This is a genomic window from Rhizobium sp. Leaf306, from assembly GCF_001423425.1.
GTDB lineage: Bacteria > Pseudomonadota > Alphaproteobacteria > Rhizobiales > Rhizobiaceae > Neorhizobium > Neorhizobium soli.
On sequence record NZ_LMNX01000002.1, the window covers coordinates 609238 to 627758 of the forward strand.

Genomic DNA, 18521 nt, shown 5'->3' on the forward strand with positions numbered 1-18521 from the left:
ATGATGACGGATACGAATAACAGGATGACGGGCGCAGAGATCGTCCTGAAGGCGCTGAAGGACAACGGCGTCGAGCATATTTTCGGCTATCCCGGCGGCGCGATCCTGCCGATCTATGACGAAATCTTCCAGCAGGATGACATCAAGCACATCCTCGTCCGCCACGAACAGGGCGCCGGCCATGCGGCCGAAGGCTATGCCCGTTCGACCGGCAAGGTTGGTGTCATGCTCGTCACCTCAGGTCCAGGCGCCACCAACGCGGTTACGCCGCTGCAGGACGCGCTGATGGATTCGATCCCGCTCGTGTGTCTGACCGGCCAGGTTCCGACCAACCTGATCGGCTCGGATGCCTTCCAGGAAGCCGATACGGTCGGCATCACGCGCCCCTGCACCAAGCACAACTGGCTCGTCAAGGACGTCGACCAGCTGGCCGGTGTCATCCACGAGGCGTTCCGTATCGCCCAGTCGGGCCGTCCGGGACCTGTTGTCGTCGATATCCCGAAGGATATCCAGTTTGCGACCGGCACCTACACGCCACCGGGCGCGACGCCTGCCAACAAGAGTTACGCGCCCAAGCTTGCCGGCGATATGCAGGCAATCGAGGCAGCCGTACAGCTCATGGCCTCGGCCCGTCGGCCGATCCTCTATACCGGCGGTGGCGTCATCAATTCCGGTCCGGAAGCGTCGCGTTTGCTGCGCGAGTTGATCGAGCTCACGGATTTCCCGATCACCTCGACGCTGATGGGGCTCGGCGCCTATCCGGCATCGGGCAAGAACTGGCTCGGCATGCTGGGCATGCACGGTTCCTATGAAGCCAACATGGCGATGCATGACTGCGACGTCATGGTTTGCGTCGGTGCGCGTTTCGACGACCGCATCACCGGTCGCCTGAACGCGTTCGCGCCGAACTCGCGCAAGATCCACATCGATATCGACCCGTCGTCGATCAACAAGAACGTTCGTGTCGAGATCCCGATCATCGGTGATGTCGGCCATGTTCTGGAGGAGATGGTCCGCCTGTGGCGCGCCCTGCCGCAAAAGCAGGACAAGGCGCAGATCTCCGACTGGTGGAGCGAAATCCAGAGCTGGCGGGGTCGCAAGTCGTTTTCCTACAAGAACTCGACCGACGTCATCATGCCGCAATACGCGGTCGAGCGTCTCTACGAGGCGACGAAGGGTCACAAGACCTTCATCACGACCGAGGTCGGCCAGCACCAGATGTGGGCGGCACAGTTCTTCGGTTTCGAAGAGCCGAACCGCTGGATGACATCGGGTGGTCTCGGCACGATGGGTTACGGCCTGCCGGCAGCTCTCGGCGTTCAGGTCGCGCATCCCGATGCGCTCGTCATCGACATTGCCGGCGACGCGTCGATCCAGATGTGCATCCAGGAAATGTCCTGCGCGATCCAGCACGATCTGCCGGTCAAGATCTTTATCCTGAACAACCAGTATATGGGCATGGTGCGCCAGTGGCAGCAGCTGCTTCACGGCAACCGCCTGTCGAACTCCTATACGGAAGCGATGCCTGACTTCGTCAAACTAGCGGAAGCTTACGGTGCTGTCGGCATGTATTGCGACGATCCCAAGGAGCTGGACGACAAGATCGCCGAGATGATCGCGGTCAGGCGGCCGGTCATCTTCGATTGCCGCGTTGCGAACCTCACCAACTGCTTCCCGATGATCCCGTCAGGCAAGGCTCATAACGAGATGCTGCTGCCGGACGAGGCGACCGATGACGCTGTTGCGACAGCGATCGACGCCAAGGGCCGTCAGCTGGTTTGATCGGCGCATCTGGGGCGTCAGCGGAACGCTGGCGTCCTGAACCTATCTCTGAGGAAACGGACCTGAGACCATGAATGCACATCAGCAGCCGACCGGTTCTGCCTACTTCTTCCAGCCGGAGACGGCCAAGGTCGAGAGCCATACGCTTTCGGTTCTCGTCAGCAACGAGCCGGGCGTTCTTGCCCGCGTCATCGGGCTTTTCTCCGGCCGCGGCTACAATATCGAAAGCCTGACGGTTTCGGAGACCGAGCATGAAGCGCACCTATCGCGCATCACGATCGTCACCAACGGAACGCCGACCGTGCTTGAGCAGATCAAAGCGCAGCTCGAGCGCATCGTGCCTGTCCACCGGGTTCTCGACCTGACGGTCCGAGCGCGCGATCTTGGCCAGGACCGGCCGATCGAACGGGAAGTGGCATTGCTCAAGGTCGTCGGCCACGGCGACCAGCGGGCAGAGGCCTTGCGTCTCGCCGACGCGTTCCAGGCGAAGGTCGTGGACGCGACGATCGAGCACTTCATCTTCGAAATCACCGGCAAGTCGTCGAAGATCGATCAGTTCGTGGCGGTCATCAGACCTCTCGGCCTGATCGAGATCTGCCGCACGGGCATCGCCGCGATGAACCGCGGCTCGCAGGGCATGTAAGTGTCGGGCCGTGGCGCCGGGGATATTCCATTGCAAAAGGGCTGGCTGCCGAAACCTGGAACGCGCATCGGTGCGACCTTCTATGTCCGGCAGTCCCAGCCCTTTTTGCGGCATTACTTCGGCGTAGAGGCGCTTGAGCCGACGCTTCGGCCGGGGATCGGCGGGATCGTTCTGTGGGGCGGTCGCGCTCCGGCAAAGGCGGCGAGGTTGATTGCCGCGCTGCGCGGCCTGCCGAGCTGGTTTCTCGAAGACGGGTTTTTACGCTCGGTGGGTCTCGGCAAGCAGAACGCGCTGCCGATTTCGATCCAGATCGACGACCTTGGCATGCCGGTAAGGGCCGCCGTTCCCTCGCGGCTGGAAAAGGTGATCGCGGCATCTGCCGACGATTGGGATGCTGCATCCCTGGGCAGTGATATCCGCACTGCGCTGGTGTCTGAAAAGCTCTCGAAATACAACAACCTGCCGCATCGGGAGCTGAAACTCGAGAGATCGCTGCGAAAGCGCATCCTTCTGGTTGACCAGGTGTTCGGCGATGTTTCGGTGCCGATGGCGGGCGGCTCGCCGGACAGCTTTTCTCGGATGCTCAAGGATGCGATCGCGAGCGGTGCTCAATGCGTGGTGCGCACCCATCCGGATGTGATGGCCGGTTTCCGCAAGGGCTACCTGACCGAACAGGCAGCGAACGCGTCCGGCGTGATTCTCCTGTCGGATGCGGTCTCGGTTGCCTCCATTCTCGACGTGGTGGACGAAGTCTGGACGGTCTCGAGCCAGTTCGGGCTGGACGCGCTCCTGCGCGAAAAGCCGGTGCGGTGTTATGCCGGTCCGTTCTATGCGGGCTGGGACCTGACCGAAGATCACCTCGGTGGGGGCGCGCAGGCCACTCTGTCTCGTCGGACCGCCCGTCCCACCATCGATCAGCTGGCAGCGGCAGCCTTCGGCCTATACCCGGTCTATCGCGACACGAAGAGCTTTGCCGAAATCGACGTCTTCAAGGCGATCGAGACGCTCGCGGACGAGCGCCGACGGCTGAATCTCGACTAGAGCATCTCCAGCGGCTGCTTGCGTTCCGGCGGCGGGAAGGCGGCGTCGAGAGCCTCCCAGTCCTCGTCGCTGATGTCGAGGTCGACAGCAACGGCATTCTCCTCGACGCGCGACGCGGTCGAGGATTTCGGAATCGCGATCACCTTGTCCCGCTCCAGCAGGAAAGCGAGCGCCACCTGCGCTGGCGTTGCCTGGTAGGCTTTGGCGATGCGGATCAGTTCCGCATTGCGCAGGATCCGTCCCTGTTCGATCGGGGAATAGGCCATGACCGGAATCTCGTGCTCCTGGCACCAGGGCAAGAGATCGTATTCGATGCCGCGGCGCGACAGATTGTAGAGTACTTGATTGGTCGCGCAGTTGCGTCCATCCGGCACCGCCATCAGTTCTTCCATGTCGGCGGTGTCGAAATTGGAGACGCCCCAGGCGCCGATCTTGCCGTCGCGGCGCAGAGCCTCGAACCCGGCGACGGTTTCTTCGAGCGGATGCTCGCCGCGCCAGTGCAGGAGGTAGAGGTCGAGCCGATCCGTTTGCAGGCGTTCGAGACTGGCCTCGCAGGCCTCGATCACACCGGGGCGGCTGGCATTCCAGGGATAGACCTTGCTGACCAGAAACACCTCGTCGCGCCGGCCGTCGATGGCTTTTCCTGTGAGCTCTTCCGACGCGCCTTCGCCATACATTTCCGCCGTGTCGATCAGTGTCATCCCAAGGTCGAGCCCGCGGCGCAGACTTTCGATCTCGGCGTTGGCGTCGTTCGGGGACTCGCCCATCTTCCAGGTTCCAAGACCAAGCGCTGGAACCGAGATGCCGGAGGGCAGGGTGACGGTTGGAATATCGGGCATCTTCGACCTCGCTGATGAGTGATCTGATGTCAGATAAGGCGCTCTGCCGTGATGCCAAGCCTCCGGTCCGTCCGGTGGCGGCAAAGGCTTGCCGGGCATGAGGAAGGCGCATACGCTGAACCGACGACGACAACGTTTGCATCTCCTCGATGCGGACGTTGGCAAAGGTATCCCGCAGCGATCATGAGGTCCGGCCATGCACGACGATCACGAGACCGATCACCACGACCACCATGGCCACGCTCACGGTCACTTTCACGACCACGACAACCGCTACACCGACATGCAGGCGCGGGTAAGGGCGCTTGAGACGGTGCTGGTCGAAAAAGGCCTGATTGATCCGAAAGCGGTTGATGCGATCGTCGAGACCTACGAGACGAAGATCGGGCCGAAGAACGGCGCCCGCGTGGTAGCGAAAGCATGGAGCGATCCGGTGTTTGCGGACTGGCTGAAGGCAGATGCCACGGCGGCGATCGCCAGCCTCGGCTATACCGGCCGCCAGGGTGAGCATATGCGCGCCGTGTTCAACACGCCGGGTACCCATAACCTCATCGTCTGCACGCTCTGCTCCTGTTATCCGTGGGCGGTCCTTGGCCTGCCGCCGACCTGGTACAAGGCGCCGGCCTATCGCTCCCGTGCGGTGATCGATCCACGCGGCGTGCTGGCCGAATTCGGCTTGGCTCTTCCCCAGGAGACGAAGATCCGCGTCTGGGATTCGACGGCGGAACTGCGCTACCTCGTCATTCCTGAACGACCTGACGGGACGGACGGGCTGGACGAGCAAGCGCTTGCCGCACTGGTCAGCCGTGACGCGATGATCGGTACCGCGATCGCAGGGGTGCCGTCATGAACGGCCCGCACGACCTTGGCGGACAGATGGGTTTCGGGTTGGTGGCACCTGACAGCAACGAGCCCTATTTCCATGCGGACTGGGAACGCCGCGTGCTGGGCCTGACGCTCTCCTGCGGTGCATTTGGCGCATGGAACATCGATGAAAGCCGGCATGCGCGCGAGAATATCCCACCGGCGAGCTATCTCGCGGCCAGCTATTACGAGATCTGGACCCGGGCGCTGGAAGTGCTTCTGGAACGGCACGGTTTTGCGACCAGCGCGGAAATTGCCTCGGGCACAAAACAGGTCGAACCGGCGGTGCCCAAACGCATCTTGAAAGCCGAGACGGTTGCGGGCGTGCTTTCCAAAGGCGGGCCGTGCGACCGGCCGCTGGAGACAAGGCCAGCCTTTGCCGCGGGCGATCGTGTCCGCACGAAAAACTTCAACCCGGAGACCCACACGCGATTGCCGCGTTACGCACGCGCCAAGACCGGCGTGGTCGAGGCGGTGCAGGGCGCTTTCGTGTTCCCGGATGACAATGCCCATGGCAAGGGCGAAAACCCGCAATGGGTCTATACCGTCGTTTTCGATGCGGCTGAAATCTGGGGCGAGGGCGCCGATCCGACGCTGACGGTTTCCATCGACGCCTGGGAGAGCTATCTTGAGCGCCTCTGAACACCGATGCGATATCAAACCGGACATCGTGCAATCGCCGGGCTTGCCGGTGTCACCGGAGGGTGATCCGGTATTTCCCGAGCCCTGGGCGGCCGAAGCCTTCGCGATGACCGTGCATCTGCACGAGCGCGGCGTGTTTACGTGGCCGGAATGGGCGCAAGCGCTCTCGGGCCAGGTCCATCAGCCCGGCAGGGCAGATGATGGAAGCGACTATTTCGACTGCTGGGTTGCAGCGCTCTGCGACCTTCTCGCAGAAAAACAGGTCGCCGACGAAGCGACGATCCTTAGCCTGCAGCAGAGTTGGCAGCGCGCGGCGGAAGCCACGCCGCATGGCATGCCGATCGAGCTGAGGAACGATCCGCACCGACAGAGTTGACAACAGGCACCTTGAAAATACACATCAAGTGTGTATAGATAGGCCATGAAGAGTGGCGACATCATCTCTGCGTTGAAGGCTGATGGCTGGTACGAGGTCGCCAGGAAGGGCAGTCATGTCCAGTTCAAGCATCCAAGGAAGCTTGGTCGGGTAACTGTTCCTCACCCTAAGCGAGATATTCCAGTCGGAACGCTTAAGAGCATCGAAAAGCAAGCCGGACTAAATTTGAGGTAAGCCATGCGCAATTATATCGCACTGATTCATAAGGATGCCGACAGCGATTTCGGCGTTTCCTTCCCGGATTTCCCCGGTGTTGTCACCGCTGGTCGGGATCTGGATGAGGCGCGGCGGATGGCTGAGGAAGCGCTGGCGTTGCATGTCGAAGGACTGTTGGAAGATGGCGATGCCATTCCGGAACCGGCGTCACTTGATGCCGTGATGGAAAACCAGGACAACAGGGACGGTGTCGCCATCCTTGTTTCGCTCAAGACCGAAGGCAAGAAGGCCGTTCGCATCAACATCACGCTTCCCGAAGACATGCTCGCCTCGATCGACGCTTTCGCCGAGGCGAATGGATTTACCCGATCCGGCTTTCTCGCCCGTGCAGCCAAGCATGAGATGGAGTCCGCCGAGTCGGGCAATGGCCGGAAGTTGGCGCTGGGCGCCTGAATCAGCTTCCTTCATCCCCGGCTTCCATTCATCTTTCGTTCTTTTCAGTTGCGCTGACGGGCAGAATCCTGCCAAGTCGCGGCCATGCAATTTGCGCCGCAACAAGACGAGGCCTTGAAGGCCGTTTCGAAATGGCTGAAGGAAGGCCGTAGCCAGGTTTTCCGTTTGTTCGGGTATGCGGGCACGGGCAAGACGACGCTTGCCAAGCATTTCGCCGAGCACGTCGATGGCGACGTGCTGTTTGCCGCGTTTACCGGCAAGGCGGCGCAGGTGCTGCGGTCGCGCGGCGCGCGCAATGCGAAAACCATTCACTCGCTGATCTATCGCCCGCGGGGCGAGGAGGAGGTTGAGAACGAGGAAACCGGCAAGACTTCCGTGTCGCCGATGTTTTCGATCAACCGCCAGAGCCCGCTCACCAAGGCAGCACTGATCGTCATCGACGAATGCTCGATGGTAGACGAACAGCTGGGGCGTGACCTCTTAAGCTTCGGCACGCCTGTTCTGGTTCTGGGTGATCCCGGCCAGCTGCCACCGGTCACGGGCGGCGGTTTTTTTACCGAACAGGAACCGGATTATCTGCTGACCGATATCCATCGCCAGGCGCAGGACAACCCGATCATCCAGCTCGCCATGACCGTGCGCGAAGGCAAGGAGATCATGCATGGCGACTACGGCAAGGCGAAGGTAATTTCCCGCAACGAGGTGACGCAGGAACTGGTGATGGAGGCCGATCAGGTTTTGGTCGGAACCAACCGGACCCGCAAGCGCTACAACCAGCGCCTTCGCGAACTGAAGGGCTTTACCGCCGATTACCCACAGTCCGGCGACAAGCTGGTCTGCCTTCGCAACGATCAGGTCAAGGGCCTTTTGAACGGGTCTCTGTGGCAGGTGATGAGTTCGTCGCGAGAAACCGTCAAGCCCGGTATCAACCTGATGATCCGCCCGGAAGACGACGACATGGATCGCGGTGCAGCCAAGATCAAGCTGCTGAAGACTGCGTTTGAGAGCGACGAGGAAATTCCGTGGTCGACACGCAAACGCTATGACGAGTTCGATTACGGCTATGCGCTGACCGTCCACAAGGCGCAGGGTTCACAGTGGCAGAACGTCGTTCTGTTCGACGAGAGTTTTGCCTTTCGCGATACGCGGGAGCGCTGGCTCTACACGGCGATCACCCGTGCTGCCGAAACGCTGACGATCGTCCGCTAGAGCGGTTCAGTTGAGGACGACACCGGCCACCAGTGCCTTGGCGATTGCCTGAAAACGGTTGCTCGCCTCGAACTTGTCGATCAGCGCGATTTCGATTCGGCGCATTTCGTCGAGATCAATCTCAAGCTCGCGGGCTATCCTTGATGCGGAATATCCATCGCTCATCAACGACAGGCATCGGCGTTCGATATCGGCAAGCGGCGGACAGGCTGCACGCCGGCTGGTCTCGGCACGGTCGTCGGTGTCCTGCGACACCAGGGTCTCGATCTGCTGCATCTGCCGCCGGATCTGGGAAATCTCTGCGGTCATCTCCCGTTTGCGTTGTTGAAGTGCGGTACTGAAGATGTCGTCGGCCTTGGCTTGGCTGGCAGCTCCTGCCAGCTCCGACAGGAGGTCCTGGATCATCACGATGCCGATGCCGACCTCGCGGCAGGCCGTGATAACTGCCATGCGACGGATTTGATCTGATGCGTAAACCCGCATCGGGGCCGTTCCGCGTCCCGTTGCACGGCCTGCGACCAGCAGCCCTTTTTCCTCGTAGAAATGCAGTGTCCGGTGCGTTACGCCGAACAGGTCCGCCACGTCGGCAATCGGCACAGGCTGATCCGGCAGCTCGAACGGCAACTGGATTTGCGGGAAAAATCTGATCGCCAGGAATTCCGGCGACAACAGGCAGGAGGGCTGGGAAGTCTGGCTCGTTGCATCAAACAGGTCGCTTCGCATCGGATCCTTCGGTCGCTACCTGGTCCTGCTCGATTGCATCCACAGGCCGCTTTATGCGTCATGATGAGCGGATGATCTTCGGTAAGAGGAATGCGGACCCGATTGATCGTGACAGCAGAATTCGCCTCGCCGGCCTCATGTGCCGCATCTTGCCGACTTGGCGAATTCTGCATGAAGACAACGTACGTAAAGTTTTAACGATTACTACTCCGGAATTTTGTAGATTATAATATGCTTACGTATCGGAAAGATCTATTTTCTACGTAATGTTCCCAAACGGTGGTCAACACGCTGCGCATGTCCTAAAAGCAGGCTGACATTTCTCGCTTCGGACGCTGCCATGACCACTACGCTCTCCGTCAATCTCAATGCTGTCGCCATGCTCCGCAATCGCCGCGATCTTCCGTGGCCGAGCGTTGAAGCTTTGGGGCGGATTGCGTTGCAGGCCGGGGCATCCGGACTGACGGTTCATCCGCGTCCCGACCAGCGCCACATCCGCTTTTCCGACCTGCCGGTTCTTCGAGCCCTGATCGACGACGAATTCCCGGACGCAGAATTCAACATCGAAGGCTATCCGAGCGAGGATTTCCTGGCGCTGTGCGAACGTATCCAGCCGGAGCAGGTGACATTGGTGCCTGACGATCCGGCCCAGGCGACGTCCGACCACGGTTTCGATTTCCGTGCGACAGGCGAAATGTTGAAGCCGATTGTGGCGCGCTTGAAAAAGGGCGGCATGCGGGTTTCGCTGTTTGCCGATGGTGACGGCGATGTCGAAGCGGTGGCGCTTGCCAAGGCGACCGGTGCCGATCGGATCGAACTTTATACCGGTCCCTATGGCGGCTGTTTCGACAATCCGGAACGCGGCATCGAATTTCTCGAGCTGTTGGGAAGGACTGCGGATGCTGCATTGGCGCAAGGCCTTGGCGTCAATGCCGGGCACGACCTGACGGTCGACAATCTCCCCGCGCTGGTGAAGCGCATTCCGGCGCTTGCCGAAGTCTCGATCGGCCACGGGCTGACGGCCGATGCGCTGGAATACGGAATGGCCGAGACGGTGCGTCGTTTCTGCCGCGCCTGCGGTCAGACGATCTAACTGAACCCGCAGCCGCGGTTCTCTCTTCGACCATGAGGCTGTTAGAGTCTGGTGCCGTCACGGCAGGCTTGTCACCGCGTGAAGGCGACGGGTCGGATGCTGCCCCCACGCGGCGCTATCGAGCGCCTGAATGCCTTGCATCAGGCGGCTCCCTGCCTTGCACAAAAGGCAGATGGACAAAGTGCCGCAGTTCCGTTGACTGAGAACTTGATTAAGACCTGCATCATATTGCGCTGCAGCATTTCATTGTCATTCGTCATTCGGGGAAGCATCCATCGTGAGCAAGCATAGAGTTGTCGTCGTCGGGGGAGGTTTCGGGGGATTGCAAACGGTGCATGGGCTGAAAGGTGCCGATGCCGACATCACGCTCATCGATCGTCGCAACCATCATCTGTTCCAGCCGCTCCTCTATCAGGTCGCGACGACGGTGCTCGCCACGTCGGAAATAGCATGGCCGATCCGCAGGCTGTTCCGCGATCGGCGCGATGTCACGACGGTGCTCGATGAGGTTCTCGGAATCGACAAGGGTGCGAAGACGGTGAAGCTCGCGTCCGGCCGTATGGTGCCCTATGATACGCTGGTTCTCGCAACCGGCGCACGCCACGCGTATTTCGGCCGCGACGAATGGGAAAGTGTCGCGCCCGGCCTGAAGACGTTGGAGGATGCGACGACATTGCGCCGCCGCATCCTGCTCGCATTCGAGCGGGCAGAGATGGCGGAAAAGACGTCGGAGCTGGATTCCGAGCTGACATTCGCGATCATCGGCGCCGGTCCGACAGGCGTGGAAATGGCCGGCATGATCGCGGAACTCGCGAACAAGGTGCTGCCGAAGGAATTCCGCAAGATCGACACGACCCGAACACGGGTGATGCTGATCGAGGCAGGTCCACGCGTGCTGCCGGCTTTCACCGAGGATCTGTCGGCTTACACGAAGACGGCGCTCGAAAAGCTCGGCGTCGAGGTTCATACCGGCAAGCCCGTCACCGCGATCACCGAGGAAGGCGTCACCGTTGGCGACGCCTTCATTCCCTGCAAGACGGTGATCTGGGCAGCCGGTGTTCAGGCATCGCCCGCAGCGCGCTGGATCGGTGCGTCGGCGGACCGGGCAGGGCGCGCCGTCGTTGGTCCGGATCTGTCAGTCCCCGAGCAGCCCGAGATCTTTGTCATCGGCGATACCGCGTTGGTCTCGCAGGACGACGGCAAGCCGGTGCCCGGCATCGCGCCGGCCGCCAAGCAGCAGGGCGAGTACGTCTCGAAGGTGATCAAGACGCGGCTCGCCGGCAAGCCTGTGCCCGCGGCGTTCCACTATCGCCACCAGGGCAGTCTCGCAACCATCGGCAAGCGTGCGGCGGTGATCGATTTCGGCAAGTTCAAGCTGACCGGCGGACTTGCCTGGTGGATCTGGGGGCTTGCCCATATCTACTTCCTGATCGGCACCAGATCACGCGCCGCCGTTGCCTGGAGCTGGCTGTGGATTTATCTGTCCGGCCAGCATAGCGCGCGGCTGATCACCCAGAAGGAAACGCTGAAGGACGAGTCCTGATCGTCTGGCGGGGTATGGATCCTCGGGCGTGATCCAGGGATCCAAGCGCGATCTCAGACATCGGCGCGTTGAGCGTTCGTCAGATCGAGTTCCCAGGTCTGGCCAATGCATTCCGGGCCGAACATCGCATGTCTCTCCTCGGCGACAAGCGTGAAGCCGGTGGCCTCGTAGATGTGGAGGGCAGCCTTCAGCACGTCATTGGTCCACAGCGACAGCTTGGCATAGCCTGCCGCCTTCGCGAAGGCGATTGCTTGCTCGACAAGGGTCCTGCCAAGGCCGAGGCCACGGCCTGCAGGATCGACATAAAGGACGCGCAGCTTGGCGATGTTTTCGCCAGCGTCAGCGACCAGAACTGAGCCTATGCGCTGTCCGTCTCTTTCGGCAATCCAGCACCGCTCCCTGTCCGGATTGAAGTTCTGGATGAACCGTCCCGCCACCTCGGCAACGAGACCTTCGAACCGGTCGTTCCACCCGTATTCCCGCGTATAGGCAACCGCCTGCGCCTCAATCAGCCAGCCCATGTCGCCGGTTCGGTGTTCACGGATCACGACCGGTGCCGTGGAGCGCTCCGTGGCTGCCAGAATACCGTGGATGGTAGCCATCGCGGTGACCACTCTGTCTCGATCAGCGTCGCTGATGCCGGAAAGCTCGCGGGCGATCTGCGCTCTCGATCGCGTGCCGAGCATTTCGTATTCCGCTTTCCCCGGCGCGGTAATCGTCAGGATTTGACTGCGCCGGTCCAACGGGTCGGGTTCGCTCCCGAGAAAGCCTGCTTCGCGGAATTTCTTCAGGATGCGGCTGAGATAGGCAGGATCGAGCCCGAGTTCACGGTTGAGCTCGGTGGCCGAAATTCTTTGGCTCGCGCCGATCTCGTAGAGGATACGCGCTTCCGTCAGCGTGTGGTCGGTATCGAGGTACCCCTTCGACAGCACGCCGAGCTTGTTGGTGTAGAAGCGGTTGAAGGCGCGGATTGCCTCGAAGGTCTCTGCTCTAGACATGATGATCCTCCCATCCAGGAGGATAGATGTTCCGGTATTTAGTTGACTGAGTCAACTAAATACCGGAACTAGGTTGCCTGTTGTCTTACGCGGTGAGGTCGGCCTTGCGGCTGTCTAAATAGGACGCAAGCGATTGGGGCTTTGCACCTGTCAGCGTCTCGTAATCTTCGGTCACCAGATCAAAGTTGCCCGCCTCGATATTGGCGTCGGCGGATACGAGCATCTTGATCAGGAAGTCGGGAAGCCCCGCATTGGCCATTCCGCCTGCAAGTTGCTCCTCGGTGACCTTGACGACCGCAAGCGGCTTTCCCGTGACCTTCGAAACCAGTGATGCGATCTCGTCCGCGCTGAGGCTTTCCGAGCCCGTCAATGTCACCGTCCTGTTGCCGGCCGGGGGATTGGCGAGCGCTGCTGCGGCGGCGCGGGCGCAGTCATCGCGCGCGATGTTGGAAAGCTTGCCGTCGCCCATGGCCGTGTACCAGGTGCCGGTCACGAGGTTATGCGGCATCGACATCAGGTAATTGTCGCCGTACCAGGCGTTGCGCAGGATCGTGTAGGACAGCCCCGTCGCCTTGATGGCCTCCTCGGTCCCGAGATGATCCGGCGCGAAGCTCACCAGCGATCTGTCCGGGTTCGGCATAGATGTGTAGAGGATGTGCTTGACGCCGGCCTTTTCAGCAGCGGCAACGGCAGCCTTGTGCTGCTTGAGGCGACCACCCGGCGTGGCGAGATCATCGGTCGAGATGATCAGTAAGCGATCAATCCCGGCGAAGGCGCCCAAAAGCCCGGCCTCGTCGGTGAAGTCAGCCTTGCGGGTTTCGATGCCCTTGGCTGCGAACTCCGACAGTTTGGACGGATCGCGACTTGCGGCAACGATATCGCCTGCGGAAACCTTCGATGTCTCCAGGAGGTGATGAAGAACGGCGCGGCCGAGCTGACCGGCGGCACCGGTGACGAGAAGTTTGGTCATCCTGCGTTTCCTATCTTTGTTGGTCTCAAAAAGAGACTAACACTAGAATAGGAATTGACGACCTCCTGTAAAGGAGGCAGGTTTGAGGGAGATCGTTACCAAAAGGGAACCACCGCAATGGCCGTTACCGCAAGCAAGCCGACGCTGGCTGAGCGACCCTGTGACACGTCAACCTGGGATGCCGGGAACTGTCCGGTCCGGGACGTGATGAACCATATCGCAGGCAAGTGGTCGACGCTCATTCTTCAGGCGCTTTCGGAAAAGCCGTACCGGTTCGGCGAGCTGCGGCGGCTTGTGCCCGATATTTCCCAGCGGATGCTGACGCAGACGCTGCGGGATCTGCAGCGCGACGGTTACATCGATCGGCAGGTGTTTCCGACCAAGCCGCCAAGCGTCGAATACCGGATGACGCCGCTAGGCTACTCGCTGTTTGAACCACTCTCGGCAGTGCTTGCGTGGGCGGCAAGCAACCACGCCAACGTCAGGGCGGCACGGTCGAAGTTCGACGCGAGCGATCTTCGCTAACACAAAGGGCGGCCCGAAGACCGCCCTTGTCATTCCACTCTACCAAACGGATCAGGCGTCGAGCGATGCCATGTCGATGACGAAGCGGTAGCGCACGTCGCTCTTCAGCACGCGCTCATAGGCTTCGTTGACGTCCTGGATCTTGATCATCTCGATTTCCGAAACGATGTCGTGCTTGCCGCAGAAATCCAGCATGTCCTGGGTTTCCTTGATCGAGCCGATCATCGAACCCGACAGGCTCTTGCGGCCCGGGATCAGCGAGAAGGCATGAACCGGGATCGCATGCTCCGGTGCACCGACAATGACCATCGAGCCGTTGACCTTGAGCAGGCCAAGATAGGCGTTCCAGTCGATCGCCACGCCTGCCGTGCAGATGATCAGATCGAATGTGCCGGCAAGCTTGGTGAAGGTTTCCGCGTCGCTCGTCGCGTAATATTCCTTGGCGCCGAGCTTCAGGCCGTCTTCCTTCTTGGAAAGGCCCTGCGAGAGGACGGTGATATCAGCGCCCATCGCGGAACCGATCTTGACGCCCATATGGCCGAGACCGCCCATGCCGACGATCGCGACCTTCTTGCCAGGGCCAGCCTGCCAGTGGTGGAGCGGCGAATAGAGCGTGATACCGGCGCACAGCAGCGGAGCGGCAGCGTCGAGCGGAAGATTGTCCGGGATGGACAGGACATAGCCTTCCTTGACGACGATGTGATCGGAATAGCCGCCCTGGGTGGCCGCATTGCCGTTCAGCGTATCCACGTCGTTATAGGTCTGGACAAGGCCCGGCATGTACTGCTCGTTGTCGACATCGCGCGCTGCGCAGCCGACGCAGCTATCGACGAAGCAGCCGACGCCGACGCGGTCGCCGACCTTGAATTTGGTGACGGCCGAACCGACGGCGGTAACGATGCCGGCGATCTCGTGACCGGGAACGATCGGGTAGACGGCGTTCTTCCATTCGTTGCGGACGGTATGGATGTCGGAATGGCAGATGCCGGCGAATTTGATATCGATCACCACGTCATCTTCGTTCGGCTCGCGGCGCTCGAAGGTAAACGGTGTGAGCGGCTTGGTGGCGTCGGTCGCGGCATAGCCTCGTGCAATAGCCATGGAAAACTCCATTCATTTTCAGTTGAAATCAACTGCCGGACTATGCCGATCCGTCGTCATAAGCGTTAGATCGATCCTGCAAGCTTCTTGCACGATCCTACAAATTCCGTTTTCGGATACTACCTCTGTCTTGTGCCTGATATGGATTTGCCATGTCAGTGCCCGAACGCGCGACGGTGGTGAGACTTCATGACAATTTCCTTCATGCCTTATCAGGAACTGACGGCACTCGCTGCCCGGCATGCGGTCGAAGGCAATGACGGCACGACTGCGATCGAAGGGTTGCGGCTGCACCGATGTTCGGCTCCAACAGCTCCGCTTCATACGGCCTATTCTCCCAGTTACACGCTGGTCCTACAGGGCTCCAAGAGCCTGACGCTTGGCCGTGAGACGTATCGCTACGGCGTTGGTCAGTATCTTCTGACATCACTCGATCTGCCCGTCGCGTCCTGGGTGGTGGAGGCCAGCGGCGATATTCCCTACTACTGCCTCTGCCTCGATCTGAAGATGGAGCGGCTGCACGAATTGTTCGACCGTATCAACTTCCAGCCAGACTCTCTGGCAAGCGAGGGATACCGCGGGCTGACGGTCAACCATGCGTCGCCTGATCTGATCGATGCGACAACCAGACTGGTGCGGTTGCTTGATACGCCATCCGATATCGCTGCGATGGTGCCGCTTATCGAACAGGAGATCTTCTACCGCCTGCTGACCTCGCCCGATGGGCCAAGGCTTGTCCATATGGCCATGTCGGAAACGCAGAGTTCCAGAATCGCACGCGCCGTCAGCTGGTTGCGATCAAATTTCCATCGTCCGCTCAAGATCGAGGATTTGTCGGATCACGTGGGAATGAGCCCGTCCTCGTTCCACCATCACTTTAAGGCCGTGACGGCTCTCACGCCTGTCCAGTTCCAGAAGCATCTCCGCCTTCATGAGGCGCGCCGGTTGATGCTGGTCGACGGGCTGGATGCAGGCAATGCCGGCCACCGCGTCGGTTACCAGAGCCCGTCCCAGTTCAGCCGCGAATATGGCCGTCTCTACGGCATGTCGCCGAGCCGTGACATCAGCGCAGTGCGTGAGCCGTCTGCCGGCTGATCGCGGTTGAGGCGGGTGAGCGCGACTTCTCTCTTGCTTTGCAAAGCCAGTTCCTTCCGCATCTTATTCACAGGACCCGCCAGAAGCACTTGACGGACATGTGAAATCATTTATACCGGCAGAACCGTACCGTACGGTACTTCAGAGGTGAGCCGTGAGAACCGAAACCGCAGACATGCCCGACTTTTCGCCGCGCCAGAACGAGGTTCTGGAGCAGGCGCTGCGTCTGCTCGTCGAAGGCGGTGAGAAAGCACTCACCACATCCGGGCTTGCGCGCGCCGCAAGCTGCTCGAAGGAAAGCCTCTACAAGTGGTTCGGCGACCGTGAAGGCCTGCTGGCGGCGATGATCGCCCACCAGGCCGCCAAGGTCCGCACTTTCGAGCGCTCCGGCGAGCGGCTGAGCGCCGAGCTTCTGCGCGAGCATCTCGAACTTTTCGCACGCGATCTGCTGGAGGTTCTCTCCGGCGACGTGTCGCTGGCGCTGAACCGGCTGGCGATCGGCCAGTCGGGACCGGGTGCCGGACCGAACGGATCCAAGCTCGGCAAACTGCTGGTCGAGCACGGCCGCCGCCAGATCGATCGTCGCGCCATGGCGCTGATCGATGCGGGCAAACGGGTAGGTCTCCTGCGGTTCGACAACGCGGATGCCGCTTATCATACGCTTTACGGCCTGATCGTCTCTGATCTGCATGTTCGCATGCTGCTCGGCGAACCGGGGCTGAAGGATACTGCACGCCAGGCGGAAAGAGCCATCGATGCCTTTCTGTCGCTGTATCGCACCGAGAAACAGCCGCTGGAGGTGTTGCGCACCTCCTCGGCCCGCTAATCATCAACAACAGTTACGTTCATAGGGAAGGAACATACGATGCGCGTTTATTACGATCGGGATGCTGATCTCAATCTCATCAAGTCCAAGAAGGTTGCCATCATCGGCTACGGTTCCCAGGGTCGCGCCCACGCGCTGAACCTGAAGGACAGTGGTGCCAGCAATGTCGTCATCGCCCTGCGTGCCGATTCGCCGACCGTCAAGAAGGCCGAAGCCGATGGCTTTAAGGTCATGACCGTTGCCGAAGCTGCCGCCTGGGCAGATCTGATGATGATGGCGGCTCCCGACGAGCTGCAGGCAGACATCTACAAGGCCGACATCGCCGGCAACATTCGCGACGGCGCTGCCATCGCTTTCGCCCACGGCCTCAACGTCCATTTCGGCCTGATCGAGCCGAAGGCTTCCGTCGACGTCGTCATGATCGCACCTAAGGGCCCGGGCCATACGGTTCGCGGCGAATACCAGAAGGGCGGCGGCGTTCCTTGCCTCGTTGCCATCGACCAGAACGCGTCCGGCAATGCGCTTGAGATCGCTCTCTCCTACGCTTGTGGCGTTGGCGGCGGCCGGTCCGGCATTATCGAGACCACGTTCAAGGAAGAGTGCGAAACCGATCTGTTCGGCGAACAGGCCGTTCTCTGCGGCGGTCTCGTCGAGCTCATCCGCGCCGGTTTCGAAACGCTGGTCGAAGGCGGCTACGCGCCGGAGATGGCCTATTTCGAGTGCCTGCACGAAGTGAAGCTGATCGTCGACCTGATCTATGAAGGCGGTATCGCCAACATGAACTACTCGATCTCCAACACGGCCGAGTGGGGCGAATACGTCACCGGTCCGCGCATCATCACCGCCGAGACAAAGGCCGAGATGAAGCGGGTTCTGACCGATATCCAGACCGGCAAGTTCACCTCCGACTGGATGCAGGAATACCGCGCCGGTGGCGCTCGCTTCAAGGGCATTCGCCGCATGAACGACAAGCACCAGATCGAGGAAGTCGGCACCAAGCTTCGCGCCATGATGCCTTGGATCGGCAAGAACAAGCTGGTCGACAAGGCCGTCAACTAAGCGATTTTTGCAGATTGAAACGGAGGCCGGAGCCGAAAGCTCCGGCCTTTCGCATTTCTGGGTGACGTCGAGCGGGTGAAGTCGCCGGTCGAGGTTCCCCGGTCAACCATTGCTTAAGCAAGTTCTGCGATTCTCTCTCGCAGCTCGGATCGATCCTGATCCAGTTTAGCGTAATGGGTAGGCGTCTGGTGAGCATGTGGACCAAGCATCACAAGAAAAGAAAATTCGGTCGTTTCGTCCTGCCTGCCATCACGATCGCATTCGTTTCCTATTTCGGATATCATTCCGTGCATGGCGAACTCGGGCTGATCGCGACGGAGAAATTCGAGAAGCGGCGGATCGAGCGGGTTGCCGAACTGACAAAGCTGACCGACGGTCGCAAGGCGCTTGAGCGTCAGGTCCAGTTGATGAGCGACGGGTCTCTCGAGAAGGATATGCTCGACGAGATCGCCCGCTACCAGCTCAACGTCTCCAAGCGCGACGAGATCGTCATCTTCAACAACTACTTCTAAATTAACCACAA

General features: G+C 60.5%; 21 protein-coding genes. 16 read left to right on the forward strand and 5 right to left on the reverse strand.

The features are described 5' to 3' along the window. Window positions 1–3: 3 nt before the first annotated feature. The 3 genes from ASG19_RS10710 to ASG19_RS10720 all read left to right on the forward strand — a co-directional run bounded on the left by ASG19_RS10710 (window position 4) and on the right by ASG19_RS10720 (window position 3466). A complete protein-coding gene (locus ASG19_RS10710; RefSeq protein ID WP_082476316.1) occupies window positions 4–1782 on the forward strand; it encodes an acetolactate synthase 3 large subunit in 1779 nt (592 codons plus the stop codon). Between the two features lie 70 nt (window positions 1783–1852). Further along, entirely contained in the window at window positions 1853–2425 is a 573-nt protein-coding gene (gene ilvN, locus ASG19_RS10715) for an acetolactate synthase small subunit (protein WP_062456299.1), read from the forward strand. Between the two features lie 30 nt (window positions 2426–2455). Next, window positions 2456–3466: a capsular biosynthesis protein gene (locus ASG19_RS10720; RefSeq protein WP_062456302.1), complete on the forward strand. Its 1011-nt coding sequence runs from the start codon at window positions 2456–2458 to the stop codon at window positions 3464–3466. Here ASG19_RS10720 and ASG19_RS10725 read toward each other — a convergent pair. Further along, the gene (locus tag ASG19_RS10725) at window positions 3463–4305 is read right to left on the reverse strand and encodes an aldo/keto reductase (RefSeq protein ID WP_062456305.1); all 843 of its coding nucleotides are present in this window, start codon (window positions 4303–4305) and stop codon (window positions 3463–3465) included. The two genes, ASG19_RS10720 and ASG19_RS10725, sit on opposite strands and share 4 nt — an antisense overlap. A gap of 196 nt (window positions 4306–4501) precedes the next feature. On the opposite strand from ASG19_RS10725, the gene nthA reads away from it, so the two are divergent. From nthA to ASG19_RS10755, 6 genes are all read left to right on the forward strand, one after another. Further along, window positions 4502–5155, forward strand: coding sequence for a nitrile hydratase subunit alpha (gene nthA / locus ASG19_RS10730; RefSeq protein ID WP_062456308.1), 654 nt, complete (start codon window positions 4502–4504; stop codon window positions 5153–5155). After that, on the forward strand, window positions 5152–5811 hold the full coding sequence (gene nthB / locus ASG19_RS10735) for a nitrile hydratase subunit beta (RefSeq protein WP_062456311.1): 660 nt from the start codon (window positions 5152–5154) through the stop codon (window positions 5809–5811). Before nthA ends, nthB begins: the two co-directional genes overlap by 4 nt. 13 nt (window positions 5812–5824) lie before the next feature. Further along, the gene (locus ASG19_RS10740; protein WP_062457983.1) at window positions 5825–6187 is read left to right on the forward strand and encodes a nitrile hydratase accessory protein; all 363 of its coding nucleotides are present in this window, start codon (window positions 5825–5827) and stop codon (window positions 6185–6187) included. 45 nt (window positions 6188–6232) lie between these two features. After that, entirely contained in the window at window positions 6233–6421 is a 189-nt protein-coding gene (locus ASG19_RS10745) for a type II toxin-antitoxin system HicA family toxin (RefSeq protein WP_062456314.1), read from the forward strand. Window positions 6422–6424: 3 nt separating this feature from the next. Next, entirely contained in the window at window positions 6425–6856 is a 432-nt protein-coding gene (locus ASG19_RS10750; RefSeq protein ID WP_062456318.1) for a type II toxin-antitoxin system HicB family antitoxin, read from the forward strand. Window positions 6857–6940: 84 nt separating this feature from the next. Beyond that, the gene (locus ASG19_RS10755) at window positions 6941–8065 is read left to right on the forward strand and encodes an ATP-dependent RecD-like DNA helicase (RefSeq protein ID WP_062456323.1); all 1125 of its coding nucleotides are present in this window, start codon (window positions 6941–6943) and stop codon (window positions 8063–8065) included. Window positions 8066–8071: 6 nt separating this feature from the next. On the opposite strand, the gene ASG19_RS10760 is transcribed toward ASG19_RS10755, so the two are convergent. Beyond that, complete coding sequence (locus ASG19_RS10760; RefSeq protein ID WP_244476141.1) at window positions 8072–8788, reverse strand: MerR family transcriptional regulator; 717 nt, start codon at window positions 8786–8788, stop codon at window positions 8072–8074. A gap of 340 nt (window positions 8789–9128) precedes the next feature. Here ASG19_RS10760 and ASG19_RS10765 point away from each other — a divergent pair, with 340 nt between their 5' ends. Next, the gene (locus ASG19_RS10765; RefSeq protein ID WP_062456326.1) at window positions 9129–9881 is read left to right on the forward strand and encodes a pyridoxine 5'-phosphate synthase; all 753 of its coding nucleotides are present in this window, start codon (window positions 9129–9131) and stop codon (window positions 9879–9881) included. A 274-nt stretch (window positions 9882–10155) separates the two neighbouring features. After that, window positions 10156–11424 carry an NAD(P)/FAD-dependent oxidoreductase gene (locus tag ASG19_RS10770; RefSeq protein WP_244474072.1) on the forward strand — a complete coding sequence of 423 codons (1269 nt, stop codon included), beginning with the start codon at window positions 10156–10158 and terminating at the stop codon, window positions 11422–11424. A gap of 53 nt (window positions 11425–11477) precedes the next feature. Here the strand turns inward: ASG19_RS10770 and ASG19_RS10775 are convergent, their stop codons facing one another. Together ASG19_RS10775 and ASG19_RS10780 are read right to left on the reverse strand one after the other, a co-directional pair. Continuing rightward, window positions 11478–12422, reverse strand: a complete 945-nt coding sequence (locus tag ASG19_RS10775; RefSeq protein ID WP_062456332.1) for a helix-turn-helix domain-containing GNAT family N-acetyltransferase — start codon at window positions 12420–12422, stop codon at window positions 11478–11480. 85 nt (window positions 12423–12507) lie between these two features. Next, the gene (locus ASG19_RS10780; protein WP_062456335.1) at window positions 12508–13392 is read right to left on the reverse strand and encodes an SDR family oxidoreductase; all 885 of its coding nucleotides are present in this window, start codon (window positions 13390–13392) and stop codon (window positions 12508–12510) included. Between the two features lie 117 nt (window positions 13393–13509). Here ASG19_RS10780 and ASG19_RS10785 point away from each other — a divergent pair, with 117 nt between their 5' ends. Further along, window positions 13510–13917: a helix-turn-helix domain-containing protein gene (locus ASG19_RS10785; RefSeq protein ID WP_062456338.1), complete on the forward strand. Its 408-nt coding sequence runs from the start codon at window positions 13510–13512 to the stop codon at window positions 13915–13917. Window positions 13918–13968: 51 nt separating this feature from the next. On the opposite strand, the gene ASG19_RS10790 is transcribed toward ASG19_RS10785, so the two are convergent. Continuing rightward, window positions 13969–15018: an NAD(P)-dependent alcohol dehydrogenase gene (locus ASG19_RS10790; protein ID WP_062457989.1), complete on the reverse strand. Its 1050-nt coding sequence runs from the start codon at window positions 15016–15018 to the stop codon at window positions 13969–13971. Between the two features lie 189 nt (window positions 15019–15207). On the opposite strand from ASG19_RS10790, the gene ASG19_RS10795 reads away from it, so the two are divergent. The 4 genes from ASG19_RS10795 to ASG19_RS10810 all read left to right on the forward strand — a co-directional run bounded on the left by ASG19_RS10795 (window position 15208) and on the right by ASG19_RS10810 (window position 18510). After that, a complete protein-coding gene (locus tag ASG19_RS10795) occupies window positions 15208–16113 on the forward strand; it encodes an AraC family transcriptional regulator (RefSeq protein ID WP_062456341.1) in 906 nt (301 codons plus the stop codon). A 175-nt stretch (window positions 16114–16288) separates the two neighbouring features. Then, window positions 16289–16939 (forward strand): TetR/AcrR family transcriptional regulator, encoded by a 651-nt coding sequence (locus ASG19_RS10800; RefSeq protein WP_062456344.1) that lies wholly within the window; start codon window positions 16289–16291, stop codon window positions 16937–16939. A 39-nt stretch (window positions 16940–16978) separates the two neighbouring features. Beyond that, window positions 16979–17998: a ketol-acid reductoisomerase gene (gene ilvC / locus ASG19_RS10805; protein WP_062456348.1), complete on the forward strand. Its 1020-nt coding sequence runs from the start codon at window positions 16979–16981 to the stop codon at window positions 17996–17998. A gap of 194 nt (window positions 17999–18192) precedes the next feature. Further along, the gene (locus ASG19_RS10810) at window positions 18193–18510 is read left to right on the forward strand and encodes a septum formation initiator family protein (RefSeq protein WP_062456350.1); all 318 of its coding nucleotides are present in this window, start codon (window positions 18193–18195) and stop codon (window positions 18508–18510) included. Window positions 18511–18521: the final 11 nt, after the last annotated feature.